At 42.9% G+C, this 18,509-nt stretch carries 18 protein-coding genes; 14 read left to right on the plus strand and 4 right to left on the minus strand.

All coding sequences use genetic code 11. The annotated features are described in order from the left end of the window. The first annotated feature begins 143 nt into the window (after positions 1 to 143). Complete coding sequence (locus CXF80_RS01860) at positions 144 to 629, plus strand: low molecular weight protein-tyrosine-phosphatase (RefSeq protein WP_101030622.1); 486 nt, start codon at positions 144 to 146, stop codon at positions 627 to 629. A gap of 76 nt (positions 630 to 705) precedes the next feature. Here the strand turns inward: CXF80_RS01860 and ylqF are convergent, their stop codons facing one another. Together ylqF and CXF80_RS01870 are read right to left on the minus strand one after the other, a co-directional pair. Beyond that, positions 706 to 1,647, minus strand: coding sequence for a ribosome biogenesis GTPase YlqF (gene ylqF, locus CXF80_RS01865; RefSeq protein ID WP_101030625.1), 942 nt, complete (start codon positions 1,645 to 1,647; stop codon positions 706 to 708). 130 nt (positions 1,648 to 1,777) lie between these two features. Next, positions 1,778 to 2,617: an isopenicillin N synthase family dioxygenase gene (locus CXF80_RS01870; protein WP_101030628.1), complete on the minus strand. Its 840-nt coding sequence runs from the start codon at positions 2,615 to 2,617 to the stop codon at positions 1,778 to 1,780. Positions 2,618 to 2,776: 159 nt separating this feature from the next. On the opposite strand from CXF80_RS01870, the gene CXF80_RS01875 reads away from it, so the two are divergent. Beyond that, entirely contained in the window at positions 2,777 to 3,694 is a 918-nt protein-coding gene (locus tag CXF80_RS01875) for a bifunctional methionine sulfoxide reductase B/A protein (protein ID WP_101030633.1), read from the plus strand. Positions 3,695 to 3,895: 201 nt separating this feature from the next. On the opposite strand, the gene rne is transcribed toward CXF80_RS01875, so the two are convergent. Then, entirely contained in the window at positions 3,896 to 7,276 is a 3,381-nt protein-coding gene (gene rne, locus CXF80_RS01880) for a ribonuclease E (protein ID WP_101030636.1), read from the minus strand. Between the two features lie 628 nt (positions 7,277 to 7,904). On the opposite strand from rne, the gene rluC reads away from it, so the two are divergent. Together rluC and CXF80_RS01890 are read left to right on the plus strand one after the other, a co-directional pair. Then, entirely contained in the window at positions 7,905 to 8,861 is a 957-nt protein-coding gene (gene rluC, locus CXF80_RS01885; RefSeq protein ID WP_101030639.1) for a 23S rRNA pseudouridine(955/2504/2580) synthase RluC, read from the plus strand. A gap of 31 nt (positions 8,862 to 8,892) precedes the next feature. Continuing rightward, a complete protein-coding gene (locus CXF80_RS01890; protein ID WP_198554720.1) occupies positions 8,893 to 9,546 on the plus strand; it encodes an HAD-IA family hydrolase in 654 nt (217 codons plus the stop codon). Positions 9,547 to 9,757: 211 nt separating this feature from the next. Here the strand turns inward: CXF80_RS01890 and CXF80_RS01895 are convergent, their stop codons facing one another. Continuing rightward, on the minus strand, positions 9,758 to 10,366 hold the full coding sequence (locus tag CXF80_RS01895; RefSeq protein ID WP_101030642.1) for a Maf family protein: 609 nt from the start codon (positions 10,364 to 10,366) through the stop codon (positions 9,758 to 9,760). 247 nt (positions 10,367 to 10,613) lie between these two features. Here CXF80_RS01895 and yceD point away from each other — a divergent pair, with 247 nt between their 5' ends. The 10 genes from yceD to CXF80_RS01945 all read left to right on the plus strand — a co-directional run bounded on the left by yceD (position 10,614) and on the right by CXF80_RS01945 (position 18,357). Next, the gene (gene yceD, locus CXF80_RS01900) at positions 10,614 to 11,138 is read left to right on the plus strand and encodes a 23S rRNA accumulation protein YceD (RefSeq protein WP_101030645.1); all 525 of its coding nucleotides are present in this window, start codon (positions 10,614 to 10,616) and stop codon (positions 11,136 to 11,138) included. 18 nt (positions 11,139 to 11,156) lie between these two features. After that, positions 11,157 to 11,327 (plus strand): 50S ribosomal protein L32, encoded by a 171-nt coding sequence (gene rpmF / locus CXF80_RS01905; protein ID WP_101030648.1) that lies wholly within the window; start codon positions 11,157 to 11,159, stop codon positions 11,325 to 11,327. A 15-nt stretch (positions 11,328 to 11,342) separates the two neighbouring features. Further along, positions 11,343 to 12,371 carry a phosphate acyltransferase PlsX gene (gene plsX / locus CXF80_RS01910; RefSeq protein WP_101030652.1) on the plus strand — a complete coding sequence of 343 codons (1,029 nt, stop codon included), beginning with the start codon at positions 11,343 to 11,345 and terminating at the stop codon, positions 12,369 to 12,371. A gap of 8 nt (positions 12,372 to 12,379) precedes the next feature. After that, positions 12,380 to 13,339, plus strand: coding sequence for a beta-ketoacyl-ACP synthase III (locus CXF80_RS01915; protein WP_101030655.1), 960 nt, complete (start codon positions 12,380 to 12,382; stop codon positions 13,337 to 13,339). A 33-nt stretch (positions 13,340 to 13,372) separates the two neighbouring features. Next, complete coding sequence (gene fabD, locus CXF80_RS01920; protein ID WP_101030658.1) at positions 13,373 to 14,299, plus strand: ACP S-malonyltransferase; 927 nt, start codon at positions 13,373 to 13,375, stop codon at positions 14,297 to 14,299. Between the two features lie 10 nt (positions 14,300 to 14,309). Continuing rightward, positions 14,310 to 15,056, plus strand: a complete 747-nt coding sequence (fabG, locus tag CXF80_RS01925) for a 3-oxoacyl-ACP reductase FabG (protein WP_101030661.1) — start codon at positions 14,310 to 14,312, stop codon at positions 15,054 to 15,056. A 163-nt stretch (positions 15,057 to 15,219) separates the two neighbouring features. Further along, positions 15,220 to 15,453, plus strand: a complete 234-nt coding sequence (gene acpP, locus CXF80_RS01930; RefSeq protein WP_011496723.1) for an acyl carrier protein — start codon at positions 15,220 to 15,222, stop codon at positions 15,451 to 15,453. A 162-nt stretch (positions 15,454 to 15,615) separates the two neighbouring features. Continuing rightward, positions 15,616 to 16,857: a beta-ketoacyl-ACP synthase II gene (gene fabF / locus CXF80_RS01935; RefSeq protein ID WP_101030663.1), complete on the plus strand. Its 1,242-nt coding sequence runs from the start codon at positions 15,616 to 15,618 to the stop codon at positions 16,855 to 16,857. A gap of 119 nt (positions 16,858 to 16,976) precedes the next feature. Beyond that, positions 16,977 to 17,465 carry an acyl-CoA thioesterase gene (locus tag CXF80_RS01940; RefSeq protein ID WP_101030667.1) on the plus strand — a complete coding sequence of 163 codons (489 nt, stop codon included), beginning with the start codon at positions 16,977 to 16,979 and terminating at the stop codon, positions 17,463 to 17,465. A 16-nt stretch (positions 17,466 to 17,481) separates the two neighbouring features. Beyond that, on the plus strand, positions 17,482 to 18,357 hold the full coding sequence (locus CXF80_RS01945) for an NAD(P)-dependent oxidoreductase (RefSeq protein ID WP_101030670.1): 876 nt from the start codon (positions 17,482 to 17,484) through the stop codon (positions 18,355 to 18,357). The last annotated feature ends 152 nt before the right edge of the window (positions 18,358 to 18,509 follow it).

Here is an 18,509-nt window from a genome sequence, read left to right on the forward strand (position 1 = left end):
CATATTCATTCAACCACTGTGACATGTTGAGCCGTGAGTTAATGTAAAGCTCAAATGAACAAGGCTAAGTGATGAAAAATGCGCTTAAGGTATAGGCCCCAGAGTCAGTGATGAATTGAAACTGGAGATAATGGCGGTTATATATGATGGATGATAAAGATCTTTTAAATGTAAACTCCGTCCTCTTTGTATGTATGGGCAATATTTGCCGTTCGCCGACGGCAGAGGCGGTATTTAGGCAGCAAATAAAACACTACCCACTTCAGCTGGAAATCGATTCTGCTGGTACTATTGCCTATCATCAAGGTCATTCTCCTGACCGGCGCAGTATTATTGCTGGTAATAAGCGCGGACTTGATTTTTCGGGAATGAAAGCACGACAGGTGCTAGATGACGACTTTGATCGATTTGATTTAATTCTAGCGGCAGATTTTGCTAATCTAGCTGATTTGACCGAACGATGTCCTGCCCATTTGCGTTATAAATTACAGTTGATGTTAAGCTATGGTGATTCGTTAGTCGAAGAAGTACCTGATCCATATTATGGTGGTGAAAGAGGGTTTGAGATGGTTATCGATTTGCTTGAAGCCAGTTTAATGGCATTGGCGATAAAGCTAGCTTCACGTTGAAGTATTATTGCGTCAGCAACGTTCTCTTCAATGACGAGGTCGACATTCAGTTGACGACCTAACCCATTTATTGTGCTTAATCGTTATAACGTTTACCAGAGCGTTTAAGTTTCTCTTGTTCTATCTTCTGCTGTTTAATGAGTTCTTTCTCCGCTAATTTACGTGCAACTTCCTCTTTTTCTACTTCAGCCATCGCTGGGGTTTCAAGGCTTAATAGGCCGATTTTCCCTGAGCGGTATTCGTGGAGTAATAGTTCAGATACTTTATGGTAATCAACTCGTGCGCCAGGGCGAAGTGCTCCGCGAGAACGACTGATAGCTTCAAGTAATTCAATATCGCTGGCTGGTAGCGATTTAAGTTTATAACGTTCGCAAATTTCGTCTGGATAGGCTTTAAGGAAATAGCCTGCAGCAAACATGGCCACATCTTCGTATTCCATTGCGGTATCTTTAATTGCACCAGTGACAGCAAGGCGATAGCTACTGGCTTCATTGTCCACTTTTGGCCATAAAATGCCCGGAGTATCCGACAGTACGATTCCGTTACGCAAGTTAATACGTTGCTGACGTCTTGTGACTGCAGGTTCATTACCTGTTTTGGCTATAGTGCGACCCGCTAAGGTATTAATAATTGTAGATTTACCGACGTTAGGTATGCCCATGATCATGGTGCGGATGTCTTTTTCCATGATGTCACGGTGTGGCACCAGCTTACGGCAAAGATCTGGAATGCTTCTTACCATAGCGGGTTGTAACGTTGTGATTGCTGATGCCTGAACGCCTTGTTCACGTTCTAAGTATTCAATCCACTGAGCCGTGACCTCAGGATCCGCTAAATCAGACTTATTGAGTAATTTAATACAGGGTCTATCACCACGTAGTTGTGACACCATTGGGTTTTCACTGCTGTAGGGAATACGTGCATCGAGCACTTCAATAACGAGATCCACTTGAGGCATTGCCTCCTCGATCTCTTTACGTGCTTTGTGCATGTGTCCTGGATACCACTGAATTGCCATGATGTTGCCTTATAAATCGGAAAATAAATACAATATATACAAAAGTGATATTCTACCTCGTTAGCCGATTAAATACATAAAAAAAGCGCCGGAAGGCGCTTAGTATCGTCGTAAAATGAAGTCTTAATGCTTAAATAAGGCCTAATTCCCGTAATCTTTCCTTTAAATAGCTGTCAGCAGTATAACGGTCTGATAACACCACTTCTGGATTGGGGTGCAAAAACAGCGGTAATGAGATCCGCGATTTAGTTTTGTCAGTCCCTTCAGGGTTTATCACTCTATGGGATGTTGATGGAAAATAGCCGCCAGATGCTTCTTGGAGCATGTCACCGATATTAATGATAATACTACCAAAATCACTGGGTACATCTATCCATTCACCTTCTTTGGTGAGAACTTGTAAGCCTGGTTCATTGGCAGCTGGCAACAGAGTGATCAAATTTATGTCTTCATGTGCAGCCGCTCTAATTGCGCCCATTTCCTCATCTCCTTTCATCGGAGGATAATGCAGAATACGCAACAATGTTTGTTGGCTCTTTGCGATCATGTCGGGCAATGGAATGCTATATTTAGCAGCTACTTCAGCTGGGGTATATTGTTCAATCCAACTCAGTAGTTCAGTTGCTAATGTATTTGCGTGTTCGTAGTAGGCAAGAATATTTGCTTTTAACGACTCAGGAATACGTCCCCTAGGATAGACATGATAATATTCTTTGATATCTTTTACGTTATTGCCTTTGGCGGTTTCAGAAATCGATGCGGGAAAGAATCCATCGTGTGTTTCAGGTGTAAACAAAAAGTCATGTTTTTGTTCAGACTGAAAAAAGTTGTACCATTCTTGATAAATATCTTCGACAAGTTGCTTTTGAATAGGGTGGTTAGATAATACACCAAAGCCTGTTTGTTGAAGCGATTCAACAAAACGCTCAGCACTATCAGGTGCTAGGTAATCAATTGTATTTAGTTTCATTTTGTATTTCTTATTAGTGTGTTGACCCACCGCTAATGGTAACCTTAGTCACACTTTGTCGCAATTATTTGCGTGTCATCATATTATTTGATTGAACTGATGCCGCGGATTTCACGTATTCTTTATTTAAGCGACAAGTAAACTCAATGAGAGCAGACAATGAATAAACTAACCGAATTTGAACAGTACGTTATCGAGCAAAAGGGCACTGAACGTCCCTTTAGTGGCGAATTTGTCGAACATGATGCTCAAGGTGTGTATTTGTGTAAAAAATGCGATGCACCACTTTATAATAGTGAATATAAATTTAATGCACATTGCGGCTGGCCCGCATTTGATGATGAGATTGAGGGGGCCGTAAAGCATACACTCGATGCTGATGGTCATCGAACCGAAATTACCTGTGCCCAATGTGGTGGCCATTTAGGCCATGTATTTGAAGGTGAACACCTAACGGATAACAATATTCGTCATTGTGTGAATTCTGTGTCGATGATTTTTAAATCCACTGATGAGTTAACTCAATCAAGTTTGGCGACGCCTTCTTACGAAAAAGCGACTTTTGGTGCGGGTTGCTTTTGGTGTGTTGAAGCCATTTTTGCTCAGCTTAATGGCGTGCAAAGTGCGACTTCAGGTTATTGTGGCGGTGATGCTAAAGATGCCAATTATGATGCGGTGTGTTCTGGTCAAACAGCGCATGCAGAAGTCATTCATATTGAGTTCGATTCGGCCGTTATTCAATACGAAACACTGCTTAGCGTGTTATTTGAAAGCCATGACCCCACCACACTTAACCAACAGGGTAATGATAAAGGCCCACAGTATCGGTCGGTAATTTTTACTCATAACAGTGCTCAAATAGATGCCGCCAACCGATTTATTAATCGGTTAACGGAACAACAAGTTTGGTCTAGGCCGATAGTGACCGAAATCAGTGCGTTCGACACGTTTTACCCCGCTGAAAGCTATCACGATGACTACTTTGCTAAACATGGGCAACAGCCTTACTGTCAGTTAGTCGTTAAGCCTAAATTTGATAAAGTCATGAGTAAATTTGCTGATAAGCGTAAAGTATAAACCAATGGGTTTGTTGTGCTTAAAGAACGGGATAAACAGATAAAAAAAAGGGGGCATTGATTATTCAATGGCCCCTTTTTTGTATTACAGTTATGTCCGGAAAATGTGTTTACCCTTTCAGGTCGGGACATTTTTTTCAATAAAAAAGCCATGCTTAGCATGGCTTAATCAACAATAGGGCTTAGTTAGCCCTATTTAGCGTTACTCTCCAGGGCGAGTCATATCAGCTGATGCACTGTTATTCATTGCTACTTTCGGAGCATTGGTTTCAGTTGCTTGTGCTTGATAAGTACGTCCTTGAGGTACGGCTTTCTGTTCACGGACATCTACGGTAGGTTTAGTCGTGTCAGATGACACCATAGAACCAAAGCGACTTGTTTTCACAGGTGCTTTTGCTGTTGTGGCGACATCAGCAGAAACTATTGCTGGCGCAACTTCTTTTGCCTCTGCCGGCTTAGCTTGACGGACAATAGCCGCAGGCTTAGCCGTTGGCGCTGATGCATTGGCTGCAACCGCTTTATCTTGTTTGCTGCTCACTGCAGTTGTTTTCTCTGTTTCTGCAGTATCGGCGGCTGGCGCTTGTTCAGCTGGAACAGCAACAGGCGTTTTAGTAACTTCAACGGCCGCTTTATCTTCGGCTACTTCAGGAGCTTTTACTACCGGAGGTGTTTGAGGTGCTTCCTCTTTAGCCTCCGGCTTGTCAGCAACAACAATCGTTGGCTCGACATCAGCCTTGGTCACTTCAGCCTTGTTAGCGTCAGTCTTCACCATTTCCACAGCCGTACTAACTGTTTCAACAACAGCCTCAGTAACAGGGGCATTATCCTGGGTTTGATTTCTGCTTAGCTCAGCGTCTAATTGCTTCTCTAGTTCATCATTAGGAGTGAAAACGGCTTGCTGCGTTGAACCGGATTCATCATCACGACGACGACGTTGACCAGCAGCACGAAGATGACGAGGACTGCGACGGCTTCGACGTTGACCTTCACGCCCTTCAGCTTTGGTGTCATCGGTTTCATTTTCTGATGAGGTATCTTCAGTGTCAGTGCTTGACTCATCCGTTTCATTGGCAACATCAGCGTTAGCAACGACAGTTTCACTGTTAGTGTTAACGTCGGCTTCAATTGCTTCCGCTTTACCTTCAACGACATCAGTCGTGTCGGTGTTAACTGGCTCAGTAGTCGTAACGTTTGTTACTTCAGTCGCTTGAGTGATAACGCTCTCTGTTGGTGTTTCAGTCGTTTGTTCAGTTTTCTCTTTACGAGGTTGACGACGACTACGCGGCGGTCTCGTTTCTGATGTTTTATCCTCAGATACTTTTGACTCTACGGCTTTAGCTTCAGATGTTATTACATCGACTGATTGGTCACTTGATTCATTAACATCAGTTGCTGATAATGCTTCATTCTGTTCGCTTTCAATACGCACTTTACGACGTAAGTTACGACGCTGGCGACGTTCACGAGCAGCTTCTTGCTTTGGAGACTTTTCTGTAGTGACTTTACTGTCTGTTGCTTTAGTTTCTGTTGCTTTTGATTCTGTTACTTTGGTTTCATTGACTTGTAATGGCTTGTCAACTTTTTCATTTCTCGGCTTGTTTTTTGCGTTGTCGTCTTGACCTGTGTTTCTGCTATTACGTTCATTACGCTTATTTTGAGGACGAGCCTCTGTGCCTTCTTTTGATTTGTCGCTGTCATTGCGCTGACGGCGGCTATCATTACGACTGTCATTACGCTTGTCATTACGGCTAGTACTGTCGTTACGTGTGTCATTACGACGAGTGTTACGACGGTTACTCGTCGGCGCATTTTCTTTGGTTTGCGGTACCGCTTTGGTGTCTTTGACCTCAGCTTCATTAGCAGAAAACAAGGCACTAACCGCTGAGGCCATCCGAGCGAATAATCCTGGCTGACTAGGTGCTGCTGCCACAGGGGCGGTATTTACAGGTGTTACTTTTACAGCCGGTTTTGCGGTATCTTCTGCTGCTTTTTGAGGGGCGGTGAAGCCTTTTAATGCAGGCTCTGGAGACGCTGCGCGCTCAAGTTTACGAGGCTCATACAGATTTGCGGCAGGTTGCTCAACACGCTTGTAGCTTGACTCAATGACTTCATCATCACTTTTGCGACGAACCATTCGGTAATCCGGAGTCTGCATGTGTGCATCAGGGATGATGTACACTTCAACTTGGTGGCGTTCTTCAGTAATACGGATCGTTTTACGTTTTTCATTTAATAAGAATGCCGCCACATCAACAGGCACAATGGCTTCAATTTGTGTGGTGTTTTCTTTAATGGCTTCTTCTTCCATTAAACGCAAAATAGACAGTGCTAAAGATTCGGTACTGCGAATAGTGCCTTGGCCATGACAACGTGGGCATATATGTGCTGCGGACTCTTCAAGTGAAGGGCGCAAACGTTGGCGTGACATTTCCATCAAACCAAATCGTGAAATACGGCCTAACTGCACGCGAGCTCGGTCATGGTGTACGGCATCACGTAAACGGTTTTCAACTTCACGCTGATGGCGTACTGGTGTCATATCGATAAAGTCGATAACCACCAAACCACCTAAGTCACGAAGACGTAATTGACGTGCAATTTCATCTGCTGCTTCTAGGTTGGTGTTTAAAGCTGTTTCTTCGATATCGCCGCCTTTTGTTGCGCGGGCAGAGTTAATATCGATAGAGGTTAATGCTTCAGTTGGGTCGATAACAATTGAGCCACCAGAAGGCAAGCGCACCTCACGTTGGAAAGCTGATTCAATTTGAGATTCGATTTGGAAGTGAGTAAATAGTGGCACTTCAGAATCGTATTGTTTCACGCGTTCAACAAAATCTGGGCGAACCAAACCAATATGCAGTTTAGCTTCTTCGAAAATGCGCGGGTGGTCGATAAGAATTTCGCCTACATCGCGACGTAAATAATCGCGAATGGCACGAACAATCACATTACTTTCTTGGTGAATTAAGAATGGAGCCGTTTTACTTTGAGCGGCTTCTTGAATCGCATCCCAGTGATGTTGAAGTACTTTTAAGTCCCACTTTAACTCTGTGGACTCTTTGCCTACTCCAGCAGTACGGACGATTAACCCCATACCGTTAGGCACTTCAAGTTCCGACATCGCCTCTTTAAGCTCGGTACGCTCATCACCTTCAATACGTCGTGAAATACCGCCAGCACGAGGGTTGTTTGGCATTAACACCAAATAAGAACCCGCAAGACTGATAAACGTCGTCAGTGCAGCACCTTTATTGCCACGTTCTTCTTTGTCGATTTGAACGATGACTTCTTGGCCTTCATGCACCACTTCTTTGATGTTAGGACGGCCTTGGAATGAATAACCTTTAGGGAAATATTCGCGACCAATTTCTTTCAGGGGTAAAAAGCCGTGCCGATCTGCGCCGTAGTCAACAAAGGCTGCTTCAAGAGAGGGTTCTACGCGGGTGATTTTACCTTTATAGATATTTGATTTTTTCTGTTCGTGACCAGGACTTTCAATGTCTAAATCATACAGTTCTTGCCCATCAACTAGGGCTACGCGCAACTCTTCTGATTGAGTTGCATTAATTAACATACGTTTCATGATGACGTGATTCTTCTAAATGAGGTCATCAAACAACACGATTTTTCTGCATTACGGGCCTGAATTAATCGGTATAACCTCACGGTTAGATCCAGGCAATTTAGGTGCTCATTACTGTAAAACGCAGTCTCTGCGTGTCGCATCCTATTTATGGCTTATTTTCTAATGTTTACAAAAACAAGGAATTGGTTGAGTTACAACCAACCCCATAAATTATGGTATTTTAATCCGTTAATGCCCAAGTCGAATCGGTTTGTTTGATAACAAGCTAAAATGTTGTTCGAATTTGGGGCGATTTACCACAGTTAAATTAAAATATTTATTGATTACTTACGGTTTAATTGTACAAACGGGTTTTGCCGTTTTTTTAGTAAATACAATTTGCAAATCAATGAGTTGCTACCGGTTAAGTTCATTTTTTTAACTGTTAGTGTTTCGCATTTGGTGAAAGTTGTGAACACTTTATCCACTGTTTACTCTCAACCTGTGGGCAAATATAGCAACAATCGTTATTTTCAGCAATCAAAAGCCAATATTCTTTCGTGTATTTATTTCAAGTCCGATGTGGCAATAGCCAAGCATTTACCAGATAAGGTACACTATTAGGGTTCCCACTATATGGCGCATCATGAATACTGAAACCACCCCCCAAGTTGAATACGTGACTATCGACGAAGATAATTTTGAACAACGAATCGATAATTTTTTGCTAACTAAATTAAAAGGTGTTCCCAAAAGCATGATTTATAGGATCGTGCGTAAAGGGGAAGTGCGGGTGAATAAAAAACGCATCAAGCCAGAATACAAATTGCAAATCGATGACATCGTTCGCATACCGCCGGTTCGAGTTGCAGAAAAAGATAATCGCAAAGCACCTTCGCCTAATTTATCTCGAGTGTCACAGCTCGAAGATCGCATTATCCACGAAGATAATCATTTAATTGTATTAAATAAGCCTGCCGGCATTGCGGTACATGGTGGTAGTGGTGTTGATTATGGTGTGATTGAGGGCTTACGCTCACTTCGTCCACAACAAAAGTATTTAGAGTTGGTGCATCGTTTAGATAAAGATACTTCTGGCGTCTTGCTTGTTGCTAAAAAACGCAGTGCATTAAAACATTTGCATGAACAGTTACGCAGTAAAACCATGCAGAAAGATTATTTAGCCTTGGTGCGTGGCCAATGGCAAGCAAGTGATAAATCGGTCAAAGCGCCGTTGTTAAAAATCACCTTAAAGTCTGGCGAGCGTATTGTTCGAGTTAATAAAGAAGGTAAAGAGTCGGAAACGCGTTTCAAAATCATGCAGCGATACCAAGGGTGTACCTTGGTCAAAGCCAGTCCTGTGACAGGGCGTACTCATCAGATTAGGGTACATTGTCAATATGCGGGTCATTCTATTGCCTGTGATGATAAATACAGCGAGCAACAATTTGACGACAGCATGCGCGCATTAGGCTTAGATCGTCTGTTTTTACATGCGGCTGAGCTTAAGTTTACTCATCCTGAGAATAATGAAGTCACGCAAGTTAAGGCGCCTTTAGACCCAGTGTTACTTAGCACACTTGAAAAATTAAAAAGAATATAACATCCACAGTGGTGTGAAAATGAAGTAAGGAATGGTATTGAATATTCAACATAAAGCTTATGAACTGGTCATTTTTGATTGGGATGGCACGCTAATGGACACGATTGGTAAAATAGTGTCTTGCATGCAAAATGTAGCACAAGAACTCATTTTGCCTATCCCGTCTGAACAGCAAATAAGAGATGTCATAGGCTTATCTTTACCTAAAATTATGCCGATTTTATTTGCCGATCATCAAAACCATGAGCAAATTATTGATTGTTATCGTCGTCATCATGTTGCCAATGTGCACCCTACGCCTTTATTTGAGGGCGTTGAATCACTTATTCGCAGTTTACATGCAGGCGGTTATCAATTAGCGGTTGCGACGGGTAAAGGGCGAGAGGGTCTTGATAACGTATTGGCACGGACAGGCTTAGGCCAGTACTTTCATGCGACGCGCTGTGCCGATGACGCTGAAAGCAAACCGCATCCTGAGATGTTGTTTTCGTTATTGACTCATTTTGATGTTGCCGCAGATAGAGCCATTATGATTGGCGATTCAATCCATGACTTAACCATGGCCAAAAATGCTGGTATGGCGAGTATTGGTGTGAGTTATGGCGCCCATAATCAATCCAAATTGCAAGCGCTAAATCCGCGCGCGATTGTCGATAAGCCACTTGCGATACGTGATTATCTTTAACTATCTTGTGTTTATGATGATTGATAATTGAAATGCAGCAGCGTCGCACATAAGTGTTGCCGACGCTGTATTTCATTAACTTAATTAATTTTTAATTACCTCTGCGTTTATGCCCTGTCATTTTGTTAATCACTTACCTAATCATCCATCCTTATGCACAGAAATGTTAAATAATGTCGGTCAATATTTTAGACCAAAATTATTTGATTGATCATTGAGGGGCTTGGCTGAGTACATCAACACCATGCTGTGCCAGTAAATCGATAAGCCTAATTAATGGCAGACCAATTAAAGTATTAGGATCATCACCTTCTAAGCGGCTAAAGAGTGCGATTCCCAACCCCTCTACTTTAAAACTACCTGCACAATATAATGGTTGTTCTTTGTCGATGTAGTAGCGAATTTGCGCTTCTGTTAACGATTTAAAGTGCACTGTAAAAGGTTCAACACACGACAACATGCGTTGATTATCACAATTAAATACAGCTAGACCGGTATAAAAAGTGATTGCTTGACCAGAAGCCGCGCTTAATTGAGCTATCGCATTTTCGATGTTATTTGGCTTACCGATAATCTGACCATTAATCATCGCAACTTGATCTGAGCCAATAATTAATTGTGGCACGGATGTTTGATCAATTAAGTTCGCTCCGGCTAATGCTTTTTGCTCAGCTAACCGTTTGACTAATGCTAATGCTGTTTCATCTTTTGCAGCAGTTTCATCAACATCAGGGTTAACGCAGTTAAAAGGCAGCATTAATGTTTGTAATAATTGCTGACGAAAAGGTGAGGTTGATGCAAGTACTAGGTTGAATTTCATTGGCTTTTCTTCATTATTTTTAGGCTAATAACAGAATATTAGTCAGTTTACTGTATTCATCTAGGCAAATGGATCATTTTTATCGAGTAATGCTTGTGTGATGGAGTTGGGTTCGGTAAAATTTGCCAACTTTCAAACCTAATGCCGGATTAAAGAGTACCTAAAGTTCATTGTTAGGTGAGATTACCGTATTTTTACGGAAATTTTCTTTGACTCCAGCGTTTTCAAACTATAATATGCGCGCCTTATGCAAACAGTAAAGATACCGGTTTCAATTGATCCTATACGCGCAGCCTCTAGCGGCCTTCGTTATGAAGGTACCATTTTAGGTAAGCAACTAAAGCGATTAAGCGAGTTATGTACCGGCGACTGTTCCGACGTAGTTGTGTCGTTGGAATGTGGCGTCGATATACAGGGGATAGTCTACCTTCGCGGGAAGGCTGTGACGGAGCTCACTCTGCTATGTCAACGTTGTATGACACAAGTTACTACTGAGGTTACGGTCGACTTTTGTTTTAGTCCTTGTAAGACTGAGGCAGAAATCGATGAGCTCCCGGATGCGTATGACCCAATTGAGTGTAATGAGATTGGTGAATTACGTCTGCATCAATTGATTGAAGATGAATTGATAGTCGCTATGCCTATCATCCCGATGCACGATGATAATAATTGTAAGTCTGGATCGAAAGATGTAGTTGTAGGCGAGATCGAACCCGCTCATGAGGAGCGTGCAAATCCATTTGCAGTGTTAGAAAAACTGAAGAGCAAGTAATCGTAGGAGACAGGTCCAATGGCTGTACAAAAGAATAAAAAATCACGTTCAAAGCGTGGTATGCGTCGTTCACATGATTCATTGAGCACAGCTCAATTATCAGTAGACGCAACCAGCGGTGAATTACATCTACGTCACAACGTGACTGCTGATGGTTTTTACCGCGGTGTAAAGGTTATCAACAAGTAATTTGTTGCTAATCTAATGATAAATCTGACGCTTGCGTTAGATGCGATGGGGGGCGATCACGGCCCCCACGTGACAGTGCCTGCAGCCTTGCAGGCATTGAAATTTCACACATCTTTAAATATTATTTTGGTTGGTAATCAAACCGAAATAGAAAAATATCTACCTCAAGCTCACTCAACAGATCTATCCCGTATTGAAATAATCCATACCACTGAAGTCGTGACAATGTGCGATAAGCCCATTCATGCTTTGCGTTCACGTAAAAACAGTTCTATGAGAATTGCCCTTGAGCTCGTGCGCGACGGCAAAGCCGCTGCTTGCGTTAGTGCCGGTAACACGGGCGCATTAATGGCGATGGCTAAGGTGTTATTAAAAACCTTACCGGGTATTGATCGACCTGCACTTGTGTCTTGCTTACCCGCAATGACCGGAAAACCGGTTTATTTATTGGATTTAGGGGCTAATGTATCTTGTGACTCAGATACCTTATTCCAGTTTGCTATTATGGGGTCTGTATTATGTGAAGCTGTCCATAAGAAATCCCGTCCCAAAGTCGCTTTGCTTAATGTCGGCATTGAAGCGATTAAGGGTAACGACCAAGTTCAACAGGCCGGTCAAATTCTACAACATACCGAGCAAATTAATTATATTGGCTTTGTAGAAGGCGATGAAATTTACACAGGTAATGTGGATGTGATTGTTTGCGACGGATTTGTCGGCAATATTACCTTAAAGACTTCAGAAGGCATTGCAAAACTGTTAGTACACCAATTAAAACGCGGCTTAAATGACGGTTTTTTTGTTCGTTTACTCTCCAAACTCATCGCTCCTCGTATACAAGCTGTTCTCAGTAAGATGAACCCCGACCACTATAACGGTGCAAGTCTGATAGGATTGCGCGGAATAGTAGTAAAGAGTCATGGTAACGCGGATGAAGCTGCATTTTTACAAGCATTAAATTTAGCAGCAACAGAAGCAAAACGTCGTCTTCCTGAAATGATTAAAGATCGTTTGGAGTCGATTCTTTTAGACATCAATAGCTGATCTCATATATGCAAACAAAAATTCTCGGAACAGGTAGCTATCTACCTGTGCAAGTTCGTAGCAATCAAGATCTCGAAAAAATGGTTGAAACCACTGACCAATGGATTGTTGATCGAACCGGTATTTCTGAGCGGCGTATTGCTGCAACAGACGAATCGGTTTCAACAATGGGTTATCAAGCGGCATTAAAAGCGCTTGAAATGGCGGGGCTCGAAGCAAGTGATCTTGATATGATTGTTTGTGGAACCACAAGTGCCTCAAACGCATTTCCTGCTGCGGCATGCGAAATTCAAGCCTCATTAGGCGTCAAAAATATCCCTGCCTTTGATATTGCTGCCGCGTGTTCTGGTTTTATTTATGCTTTATCGGTTGCAGATCAATTTGTTAAAACCGGTGCCGCTAAAAAAGTACTGGTTATTGGTTCCGATGTGTTGTCGCGAATGTGTGATCCTTCTGACCGCTCCACTGTGATTTTGTTTGGTGATGGTGCGGGCGCTGCGATTATTGGTGCCAGTGATACTCCCGGTATCATTGCGACACATATTTATGCTGATGGGAGCCAGGGGGACTTATTAAAATGTTCTTTCCCACCTCGATCGAATGAAAGTTCTGAAGCTGTCGGTTTTATGACGATGAAAGGTAACGATGTGTTTAAAGTGGCGGTAACACAGTTGTCTAATGTGGTCACCGAAACCTTGCTCCTTAATAATGTCGATAAATCAGAAATTGACTGGTTAGTGCCACATCAAGCTAATTTCCGCATTATCAAGGCAACAGCAAAGAAACTTAACATGAGTTTAGACAAAGTCATTCTCACATTAGCTAAACACGGCAATACCTCTGCTGCATCAGTACCGATAGCGCTTGACGAAGCCGTTAGAGATGGCCGAATCCAGCGTGGACATTTATTACTACTCGAAGCATTTGGCGGTGGTTTTGCTTGGGGCAGTGCACTAATCCGTTTTTAATTTTGAAATTTATTTTTATACAGGTAACCGTTGATGGAAAATGTTGCTTTTGTATTTCCTGGCCAAGGTTCACAGGCCGTAGGAATGTTAGCTGAATTGGCTCAAAATCATGTCATTATTGGGCAAACCTTTGCCCAAGCAAGTGATGCGTTAGGTTATGATTTATGGGATCTTGTTGCCAATGGCCCAGCTGAAACCTTAAATGAAACAGATAAAACCCAGCCTGCATTGCTCACGGCAAGCGTGGCTATCTGGCGCGCATATCAGGCATCGAACAAGCCCATGCCCTCATTACTTGCAGGTCACAGTCTTGGTGAATACTCTGCGTTAGTGTGCGGTGGTGTGATTGAATTTACTGATGCAGTTAAATTAGTTGAGCTTCGTGGTAAATTAATGCAACAAGCCGTTCCAGCTGGGTCTGGCGCGATGTATGCCATTATTGGCCTTGATGATGATGCTATTGCCAAAGTGTGCGCAGAGTCTGCTGAAGGCGGTGTGGTGAGCCCTGTTAACTACAATAGTCCAGGTCAAGTGGTTATCGCGGGTGAAAAAGCCGCCGTTGAACGCGCTGCTGCTGCATGTAAAGCTGCTGGTGCTAAAATGACAGTGGCATTGCCAGTGAGCGTGCCATCACATTGTGCGTTAATGAAGCCAGCAGCTGATGAATTAGCCAAAGCCTTAATGGAAGTGACGTTCTCTGAACCTATAATTAATGTTGTTAACAATGTTGATGTGGCAATGCCGACAAATGCTCAGGCCATTAAAGATGCTTTAGTGCGTCAATTGTATTGTCCAGTGCGTTGGCGTGAGTCGGTTGAATTTATGGCGACACAAGGTGTTACAAAATTAATAGAGTGTGGACCAGGGAAAGTATTAACCGGTTTAACAAAAAGAATTAATAAATCGATATCCGCTCAAGCGGTCAATGATGTTGCTTCATTTGCAGCATTAGTCGAATAAAGGAGTTGATATGAGCTTTAGCATTAATTTAGACGGCAAAGTTGCCTTGGTGACGGGGGCCAGTCGTGGCATTGGCCGAGCGATTGCTGAATCGTTAGTACAAGCCGGCGCGATGGTTATCGGAACGGCAACCAGTGAAAAAGGCGCCGCGGCGATCCAAGCATACTTGGGTGACAAAGGCTTTGGGATGGTGTTAAATGTCACTGATACTCAGTCAGTGGCTGATTTATATAGCCAGATCAAAGAAAAAGCCGGTGAAGTTGATATTCTCATCAACAACGCAGGTATTACCCGTGATAATTTATTGATGCGGATGAAAGATGATGAATGGCAAGATATTATTGACACTAATTTGACATCACTATTTAAATTGTCTAAACCAGTAATGCGATCTATGATGAAAAAGCGTTTCGGACGTATTATCAGCATCGGTTCTGTTGTGGGTACAATGGGCAATGCAGGCCAAGTAAATTACTCGGCTGCCAAAGCGGGTTTGATTGGATTTACAAAATCTCTTGCAAGAGAGGTTGCATCTCGTCAAATAACAGTGAATGCTGTTGCACCTGGATTTATTCAGACAGATATGACAGATGAGCTGACAGTAGAGCAGCAACAAGCTATCATGTCGCAAGTTCCGATGGAACGATTAGGGCAAGCACAAGAAATTGCCAATGCAGTATTGTTTTTGGCCTCGGATTCAGCCGCTTATATCACAGGCGAAACATTGCATGTGAATGGCGGCATGTACATGGTTTAAGAGCGATAGGTAGGCAACTACCTTCATTTGAGTCAGTGTTAGTGACAATTCAATGTTATTTTTTGTGGTTAGACCACAAAATCTAAGCTTGCATTGTTATCTAATTCGAATAAACTACTCGCAATCTTACGCAAGTGCGTAATTTGAATAGGAAAGAAAACTAATGAGCAACATCGAAGAACGTGTAAAGAAAATCATCATCGAGCAACTTGGCGTTAAAGAAGAAGACGTTAAATCAGCTGCTTCTTTTGTAGACGATTTAGGCGCAGATTCTCTAGACACTGTTGAATTGGTTATGGCTCTAGAAGAAGAGTTTGACACCGAGATCCCTGACGAAGAAGCTGAAAAGATCACTACTGTTCAAGCAGCGATCGATTACGTTTCTAAGAATCAGTAATCAAGAATTCACAAAAACAGGCGGCATTTATGCCGCCTGTTTTTGTTTAAAGCATTTGTAAACGCTCGTTCCATTTAATTGCATTAGAACATCCTTCCTTATACTTCTTTATCTATATCGCAATAATGGCATCGTGGCAGATTTTATTTAAAGGTGAATATCATGTCTAAACGTCGTGTCGTCATCACAGGTCTTGGCCTCGTGACTCCAGTAGGTAATGATGTCGAGTCTTGTTGGAATGCCTTACTGGCTGGTAAGAGTGGTATTGCTCCCATTACCAAATTTGATGCCAGTGGTTTTAATACTCGTTTCAGTGGCTCAGTAAAAGATTTTGACGTCGAACAATATTTAACGAAAAAAGATGCCCGTAAAATGGATTTATTTATCCAATATGGCATAGCTGCAGGTATTCAAGCAGTAAAAGACTCTGGCCTAGAGATGAGCCAAGAAAACCCTGCTCGTGTGGGTGTTGCTATTGGTGCCGGTATGGGCGGTATGTGGTTAATTGAGCAAGGCCATTCGGCATTACTCAATGGCGGACCACGCAAGGTGTCGCCTTTTTTTGTGCCGAGCACCATTATTAATATGATCGCCGGCCACTTGTCAATTATGTACGGTATGACAGGGCCCAATTTTGCGGTTACCACAGCTTGTACTACCGGTGTGCATAACATTGGTTTTGCCGCTCGGACTATTGCTTATGGTGATGCCGATGTTATGGTCGCCGGTGGTGCTGAAGATGTCACTAGCCCATTAGGGGTTGCTGGTTTTAGCTCAGCTAAAGCATTATCTACTCGTAATGACGACCCAACAGCAGCAAGTCGCCCATGGGACAAAGACCGTGATGGTTTTGTCATTGGCGACGGTGCAGGTGTCATTGTGATGGAAGAATATGAACGAGCTAAAGCACGTGGCGCTAAAATTTACGGCGAGCTGGTTGGTTTTGGCATGAGTGGTGATGCATTCCACATGACATCACCACCGAGTGATGGCGCTGGTGCTGCGGCGGCTATGGTCAATGCCATTAACGATGCACAAATTGAAAAAGAGCTAGTGGGCTATATCAATGCCCATGGCACATCAACGAATGCAGGTGATAAAGCCGAAGTGGCTGCGGTGAAATCTGTGTTTGGGCCACATGCCTATGATGTATTGGTGAGCTCGACCAAATCAATGACCGGTCATTTACTCGGTGCTGCAGGTGCTGTTGAAGCAATCATTACTTTGTTGGCATTACGTGATCAGCATATTCCTCCTACTATTAATTTAGACAATCCTGATGAAGGTTGTGATTTAGATTTTGTCGCACACACTTCTCGTCGTCATCAATTTGATTACGCATTATGTAATTCATTTGGTTTTGGTGGCACCAACGGTTCATTATTGTTTAAAAAAATCAATTAATGATAGTGACATAGATAAAAAGCGCCGATGGCGCTTTTTTTGTATGTTTAAGCTTTTTTTGGATTAAGACAAAGTGTATCGTTAACTTCCGATACATCCTGCGATGACTTGGAGGTTTTATGGCCGGTATAGATAGAAAGCTTACGTTACGTTTTTTGGCTGAGCCTGCAGATGTCAATTTCGGCGGTAAAGTACACGGCGGCGCCGTAATGAAATGGATCGATTTAGCGGCTTACGCTACCGCTGCAGGTTGGAGTGGTAAGTATTGTATTACCGTCTATGCAGGGGGTATTCGTTTTGTTAAACCCATTCACGTTGGCCATATTGTTGAGGTGACGGGTAAAGTGATTTATACCGGCAGCACATCTATGCATGTCGCAATTGATGTTAAGGCTGGCGATCCTAAAGATTCAGAGCGTTATCTCACGACCCATTGTATTGTGATTATGGTGGCGGTTGATGATGAAGGCAAACCCACCTCGGTACCTGAATGGATCCCAACGACAGCCGACGGTATTCATTTACGTGATACAGCATTACGTTTAATGGACATGCGTAAGCGTATTGGCGCCGAAATGGAAGCTCACGTTAAACCTTCAGTAGCATAAATAAAAGGGACAAATCATGGCCAAGGTAGCATTTATTGGGTTAGGCGTTATGGGGTATCCTATGGCGGGACATTTAGTTAAACAGGGTCACGATTTGACCGTGTATAACCGAACGGCCAGTAAAGCTCAACAATGGGTTGAGCAGTATGGCGGTCGACGCGCGGATACACCAAAAGCCGCGGCTAAAGGACAAGACATTGTGTTTACCTGTGTGGGTAATGATGATGATTTACGTCAAGTGGTATTGGGTGATCAAGGCGCCATTCACGGTATGCATGCAGGTGCTATTTTGGTCGACCATACCACAGCTTCAGCCGATGTCGCGCGCGACATTGCCGCCCAATTGACCCCTCAAAATATTGGCTTTTTAGATGCGCCTGTTTCAGGTGGCCAAGCGGGAGCTGAAAATGGTGTGTTAACCGTGATGATGGGCGGTGAACAGGCTGATTTTGATACGGTTAAACCCGTTATTGATGCATATAGTCGCTGTGCTGAATTGCTTGGACCTGCAGGTTCGGGTCAGTTGACTAAAATGGTCAATCAAATTTGTATTGCGGGTGTGGTTCAAGGCTTAGCTGAAGGACTTCATTTTGCAAAGAGTGCGGGTTTAGATGGCTTAAAAGTCATTGAGGTCATCAGTAAAGGTGCTGCACAAAGTTGGCAGATGGAGAATCGTTATCAGACTATGTGGCAAGGTCAATATGATTTCGGCTTTGCTATCGATTGGATGCGAAAAGACTTAGGCATTGCCCTAGATGAAGCTCGCCGAAATGGTAGCCATTTACCTGTCGCGGCATTAGTTGATCAGTTTTATTCTGAAGTTCAGGCGATGAAAGGCAACCGTTGGGATACTTCTAGTTTACTCGCTCGTTTAGAAAAATCTCGCAGTTAATATCAACAAATCATTGTTATAAATGCGATAGCTCAAAGATAGCCCCAACATTAGTCGGGGCTTTTTATTGGCGACAACCCAACTTAAATTAACCATGACTACATTAGCTATCATTGGTAGCAAGTCGGTTTGTTGACTAAAAACCATTGCGT

The sequence above is a fragment of the Shewanella sp. Actino-trap-3 genome (assembly GCF_002836275.1).
Taxonomy (GTDB): Bacteria; Pseudomonadota; Gammaproteobacteria; order Enterobacterales; family Shewanellaceae; genus Shewanella; species Shewanella psychromarinicola.